The 5,613-nt window shown below is 45.4% G+C and carries 6 protein-coding genes; 4 read left to right on the forward strand and 2 right to left on the reverse strand.

Features of this window, described 5'->3' with window-relative positions:
• Positions 1–189 precede the first annotated feature (189 nt).
• Positions 190–915 (reverse strand): hypothetical protein, encoded by a 726-nt coding sequence (locus C7B77_RS22615; RefSeq protein ID WP_106310218.1) that lies wholly within the window; start codon positions 913–915, stop codon positions 190–192.
• Between the two features lie 450 nt (positions 916–1,365).
• On the opposite strand from C7B77_RS22615, the gene psbX reads away from it, so the two are divergent.
• The 3 genes from psbX (at position 1,366) to C7B77_RS22630 (ending at position 2,782) form a co-directional block, all read left to right on the forward strand.
• On the forward strand, positions 1,366–1,485 hold the full coding sequence (gene psbX / locus C7B77_RS22620; RefSeq protein ID WP_015158257.1) for a photosystem II reaction center X protein: 120 nt from the start codon (positions 1,366–1,368) through the stop codon (positions 1,483–1,485).
• Between the two features lie 330 nt (positions 1,486–1,815).
• The gene (locus tag C7B77_RS22625) at positions 1,816–2,604 is read left to right on the forward strand and encodes a Ycf66 family protein (RefSeq protein WP_181243975.1); all 789 of its coding nucleotides are present in this window, start codon (positions 1,816–1,818) and stop codon (positions 2,602–2,604) included.
• Positions 2,582–2,782 (forward strand): hypothetical protein, encoded by a 201-nt coding sequence (locus C7B77_RS22630; protein WP_106310223.1) that lies wholly within the window; start codon positions 2,582–2,584, stop codon positions 2,780–2,782. The genes C7B77_RS22625 and C7B77_RS22630 overlap by 23 nt, the downstream gene beginning before the upstream one ends.
• Before the next feature lie 174 nt (positions 2,783–2,956).
• On the opposite strand, the gene C7B77_RS22635 is transcribed toward C7B77_RS22630, so the two are convergent.
• Entirely contained in the window at positions 2,957–4,117 is a 1,161-nt protein-coding gene (locus C7B77_RS22635; protein WP_181243976.1) for a class I SAM-dependent methyltransferase, read from the reverse strand.
• 200 nt (positions 4,118–4,317) lie between these two features.
• Here C7B77_RS22635 and C7B77_RS22640 point away from each other — a divergent pair, with 200 nt between their 5' ends.
• Positions 4,318–5,253 (forward strand): DMT family transporter, encoded by a 936-nt coding sequence (locus C7B77_RS22640; RefSeq protein WP_106310229.1) that lies wholly within the window; start codon positions 4,318–4,320, stop codon positions 5,251–5,253.
• The last annotated feature ends 360 nt before the right edge of the window (positions 5,254–5,613 follow it).

Genomic DNA, 5,613 nt, shown 5'->3' on the forward strand with positions numbered 1-5,613 from the left:
GTAATGGGTAATGGGTAATGGGTAATGAGCAGCGTCGCTGCCTTGTTGATTAGCAAAAGACGCTCTTAATCTTATCCTCTTACCCCTTCTGCCTAAAGCCTAAAGCCTAAAACCTAAAGCCTAAAGCCTAAAACCTAAAGCCTAAAGCCTAAAACCTAAAGCCTAAAACCTAAAGCCTAAAACCTCTCTCTACAAATTCACTGGCAACTTGATCCCCCAGCCTTTATAGTTGACATAATATCGACCGCTCCGAGGCGGACAACCGATCGTGTTGCACAACTGATGGGTAAATCTTTCCTCCATCGCCCGTGCGGACTTCTCTAGTGGATTGTTTTGATAAGTTTGCCCACCTCGGTAATAACCGATAAAATAGCGTTCGCCAAACTTTCCGATCCCGCCAGCTTGACGGCATTGTTGGGCATGAGTGAGTTCGTGAGCCAATAACACCAATCGATCGGTATCGCGAGCGCGATAGGGCGCGCGAATATAGATCCGATCGCAATAAGTCTGTGCCGACGAATCTACGCCCCCAATATGGGTTTCCTTGCCTCCTTGCGACCATCGATCGAGTAATTGAGCTTGATATACCACCGTTACTCGATCGACCAAATCGCCAAACAATGGCCGCAAATAGCCCTTTTGAGCTGCGTCCAAAGGTACGCCTTGAGGATTGCGTAAAGCCATGATTTGAGCCGCTAGCGGCAGCATTGTCGCCCCAGTTTCACTCCAGGCTAGTTCGGGAGTGGGTGCCGCGATCTCTGGTATTTGGGGGAGTTGGATTGCACCTGTAAGAGCCGACTTTTTGGTAAAGAATAGATCGTGGAGTGAGTGCGGAGATAGCGCGATCGCGATGACTAATGCCGTAACTAACACGATCGAACAAAATTTATAGAACTTTCTCAGGTTCGCGATCATTGCTCAAAACAGGTTGAATTAAAGTGAGGATTCAGCAAAGGCGGATCTAAAATCCATTGCTTAATCATAGCAATCCCACTTCGAGGGTCGAAAGTATCTTTTTTTTTAAAATCTTGAGGACGATCGCGCTGTCGATTGCCGCCCTAAATTGCTACAGTTCCACTCTGGCGTCAGATCTAAATGAGCACAAGTGCAAGATTTTTGATATAATTTTCATGTATTGTGTACCAATGCCATCAGCGAAAACCAAGCTAATAGGTATGTGTCCGTACAAAGATTTGGGTCTTGGGAACCAGGACTCCTGCCCTTGGAGGGTATGTAAGACCAGAAGGACTACTGAGTCCTGGCGGCGATGCCCGTTGAATGGGGAAGCCCACACTGTACAGAATGTCAGTGTTTGGTAGTTCACATTAAATAATCTTTTATTTCGATCGCAGGACAAAACCTTTTATGACACCATCCTTAGCTAACTTCATGTATAGCCTGCTCGCAGGCGCATTGATCGTCGTCGTTCCCGCTACCGTCGGCCTGATCTTCATCAGCCAAAAAGATAAGATTCAACGTTCTTAGGATTCGCAATCGAAACTAAACTAACCTCAGTTGGGTCGCACGACCGATCTGAGGTTTTGTAGTGGCAAAATTAGTCGATCTACGGATGGACGAAGCGGTTCGAGCGAGCCAGAATAGAAGTAGTAAAATTTTCGCCACAAGCGGCGTTTTTATTCGGGGGTTCCCCCCGAATAAAAAAACGACAAGACACAGAAGTGTTTAATATAGTCGATCGACACAAATAATGGTGAATGCTAAGATGTACGAAGAATTGAATGGTCTTTGACCATGTCGAGTATTTAATGTCCCAACGGTTCGCACCGTTCTGTTTCACCCCCTGAGGAAATCACCGTGAGTTTTGGCATTCCTGCGGCTCTGCTATTTGGTCTAGTTTTGATTCTTGCCTCTCTGAGCCTGTTTCTGACCAGCAAGTTCAAGCCCGATCTACATCAAGAATCTGACAACATCTATGCGATCGTTGGCATCATTTGTGGTTTACTGCTGCTGGTTAGCCTCGACTTAGGCGCAGCAATGGCCTTCCAGCAATTGCTAATGATTGGTGCTCTAATCAGCATCATGTGGCAATTTCTTCAGGTGCGTGCCGAAAACAAACGGCTCAAAGGCGGTGGTCGCAGTGCTGGTCGCGAAGTCCCCGCACGGAGAGCGGGTTACACTGCCCGGATTGATGATGAGCCAGAATATGCACCAGCCGAACGCAGCAATCGTCGCAACAAAGATAGATTCGATCGTCGTAACAACGAACGCGAATACCCAGAAGAGCTTCCTAGTCGTCGCTCTGCAACTAGAGAGTTGCCTGAAGACAGGTTTGCGCAGACATCCCCGCGCCGTCTCTCCGAGCCAGCTCGCGCCGAAGTAGGCTACCTCGCTCGTCGCCAAAATGAAAGTTGGGACGAAGAGGACTGGAATGATTCTGACGAACCAGCACGGGTGCGTCGCGCTTTACCAGATGCCGATTACGCCAGTTCCAATCGTCGCTCCTCTAGTGGAGATACGCCAAAAAATCGCAGCAGAAACACAAAAAAATCGCAGCAGAAACAACCGCCCCGATCTGGCGGAACCGACGCGAGAATGGGACGATCGCCAGCCAGATATGGGCATGACAGACGAGCCAGCACCTAGCCCCCGCAGCCGTCGTCGATCGCGTCCCGAACGCGATCCGAATACTTCGCCCGACAGAGCGGCAAGTCTTGGCGGTGAAGGTTCGACAGCTAACTATATAGACTACGAACCGATCGATCCGCCTTCGGGGTTACCTCCCTCTAGCAGCGAACCGATCGTGTTTCCCGATCGCTACTAAATCCCGCTCGGTTTAAACAGCACGCTCTCTATGGTTAACTAGCCTTGCAGAGCGTGCTTTTTCATTACGAACTTCAGTCACAAGCAAATCGCATTTTAGTAACATTCATTTTGGATTTTGCGATGCGTGTATCTACTTCAGTAGATACGCGCGAACCTGTGCGGACTCGCAATGTTAACCTAAAGATAAACCCGTCAACGATTTATCTCGTTCTTCAGGAGTCAATCCCTGACTTTGGATCGATACCCCAAACTTACCCAATCCCATCGGATCGATTAATTGATGTAAATTTTGACGACGCTGGAGTAGAGACTGAATATCGCCACCACTACTCGAAATGGCGGCGATTCTTTCTCCTAAGCCTAATGCCATTAAAAACATCCCTTGCTGGGTAAATCCGACTGTGTGTAAGCCTAATAACTCGCCATAATTTTGGAGCGCGGTAAAATCTACATGTGCGGTGAGATCCTGATTGCCGATATTAAGATAAGGATCGTTATGATGGGCGTGTTGGTAATAACATTGCAATGTCCCCTGCGATCGCATCGGATTATAATAGCGATCGGCAGTGTAGCCATAATCGATCGAGATAATATAACCGCGTTGTAACTTTTTAAAAACCAGATCTAGCCATGCTAAGGCAGCTAAATTTACTTCTGTCCGATATTTATCTGGATATCGATCGCCGAGCAAGTCAATCTGGTTGAGTTGCCAATACCGTTCTAATTTATCTGTCGATAGCTCGTCAATCTTCTCGGTAAGTACGAGATCTCGATCGCCAAGCGTGACATAAACTTCTTGCAATTTGTCCTCAATTTTTACGACTTGATGTACTGGAAAAGCATCGATCAGTTCGTTCGATAAAAAGCAACCATTAATCGATCGATCGGGTATTTCTGCCCAATCACACCAACGCACGGGTAAATCTTTCAGCCTCGCTTGTTGTGCTAGAATCATTGCTGGTGCCGTTTCGATGATGATGTAATCTATCGATCGACAGAAGTCGGGATATTCACGCTGGGCGTATGCTAAAATTTGGGCGGCTAATAATCCTCGACCAGCACCCATTTCGACTATACTAAATAGCTGTGGCTCTCCTAAAATTTGCCAGATTTGCTCTAACTGAGTTGCGAGCATTTCACCAAAATCATCAGCTAAATGGGGCGATGTCAAAAAATCACCACTTTCGCTAATTCGCTCGGCATTGCTGGCATAATAACCATGCTGAGGATGATATAATGCCAAATCCATATATTCAGCAAAAGTAATCTGTCGTCGTGGAGAACTCTCGATGCGATCGCCGATAATTCGCACCAATTCTAAATTATTATCCATACTTAAATTAATTGATAATTGATAATTGATAATTGATAATTGTGGGTTTTAAATCTTCGCTCTAACAACAATCCACCTAAAAGTGGGGGATGTAGCGGATGCAACCATGCAGAGGATACCTTGCGTATTCGTCGGCAAGCAAACCTCTGTCCTTTGTTAAACTTACAACCGTTCTAAACTACTAATCATACCTAAAATTAATGGAACTGCATCGGACGACTGGTAACTGGCGGTTGGGATTGGGATTATCGCTAGTTACTGTAATTTTATGGGGATTAGTGCCAGTTGCGATCGAAATTGTTTTAAAAAAGTTAGATGTATATACGATCAATTGGTTTCGATTCACAACGGCATTTATTTTGCTCGGCTGTTACTTATTTAAGCAAGAAAATATCCCTAAGCTTTCGCAATTAAGATCGGTGCCGATTTATCTGTTTGCGATCGCAATTTTAGGTTTGATGGGTAACTATGTCTTCTTTGTGATGGGTTTAAAAGCCACTTCTCCTTCACATGCCGAAGTATTAATTCAGTTAGCTGGTTTATTCTTGAGCTTAGGTGGATTGATTATTTTTAAAGAACGCTATACCCGCTATCAATGGATGGGTGTCGGTATTCTATTAGCTGGATTTATCGGTTTCTTTTCCGAACAATTAAAAGTATTAGCAGCAGATAGTAGTCGATACATTGACGGTAGCATCATGTTAGTCATTGCCGGAATTACTTGGGCAATCTACGCGCTGGTTCAAAAGCAATTATTGACTAAATTAGACTCTACTCACATTATGTGGGTAATTTATGGCGTGTGTGGCTTATTATTTTGGACTGTAGCCAAACCTCAAACCTTACTTCAGCTTAACTCGATCGAGTGGATGGCACTGATTTTTTGCGGTTTAAATACCGTCATTGCCTACGGAGCTTTTGCAGAATCGTTGCAACATTGGGAAGCTTCTAGAGTCAGTGCAATTTTAGCTCTAGCACCGATTTTCACGATCGTGTCGATGAGTCTAACTGCTTGGCTAGCACCAGGATTAGTCACTCCCGAACGCATCACTGCACTCGGTTTCCTCGGCGCAATTCTCGTCGTCGTTGGCTCGATGTCGATTTCATTAGGCAAAGTTAAAGTAATTGATAATTGATAATTGATAATTGATAATTGGGTTGTTAAAGTGGGGATTTACGTTCCACCCTAACAACGATATGATTTGCTCCCAAAAGCAATTTATGAAGCGGCTTGCACTTGTCGGGAAATCCGACAGTTTTGCACACCAAGCAGCAAGACAGCGACGTGTGCTCTACAGGAAACCTCCAGGTATAGCGCGTCAAGACAAGCATTGATCCTATTCTAAATTTCAGGGATTGCGATCGCCAGGAGATCGTACCTGCATTCAGCAAAGCCAAACTATCAACTATCAACTATCAACTTACGGTTCGCTCATTTTCAGGGAGGGTCATCAGATTGTGGCCCAAGGCAAGTATAAATCTCAACTGGAAAGTTC

This window comes from Chamaesiphon polymorphus CCALA 037 (assembly GCF_003003845.1).
GTDB lineage: Bacteria > Cyanobacteriota > Cyanobacteriia > Cyanobacteriales > Chamaesiphonaceae > Chamaesiphon > Chamaesiphon polymorphus.

Coding starts and splice junctions, on each gene's coding strand:
- C7B77_RS22615 (WP_106310218.1), bottom strand. CDS start 915: ATGATCGCGAACCTGAGAAAGTTCTATAAATTTTGTTCGATCGTGTTA.
- C7B77_RS22635 (WP_181243976.1), bottom strand. CDS start 4,117: ATGGATAATAATTTAGAATTGGTGCGAATTATCGGCGATCGCATCGAG.
- C7B77_RS22630 (WP_106310223.1), top strand. CDS start 2,582: ATGACAGACGAGCCAGCACCTAGCCCCCGCAGCCGTCGTCGATCGCGT.
- psbX (WP_015158257.1), top strand. CDS start 1,366: ATGACACCATCCTTAGCTAACTTCATGTATAGCCTGCTCGCAGGCGCA.
- C7B77_RS22640 (WP_106310229.1), top strand. CDS start 4,318: ATGGAACTGCATCGGACGACTGGTAACTGGCGGTTGGGATTGGGATTA.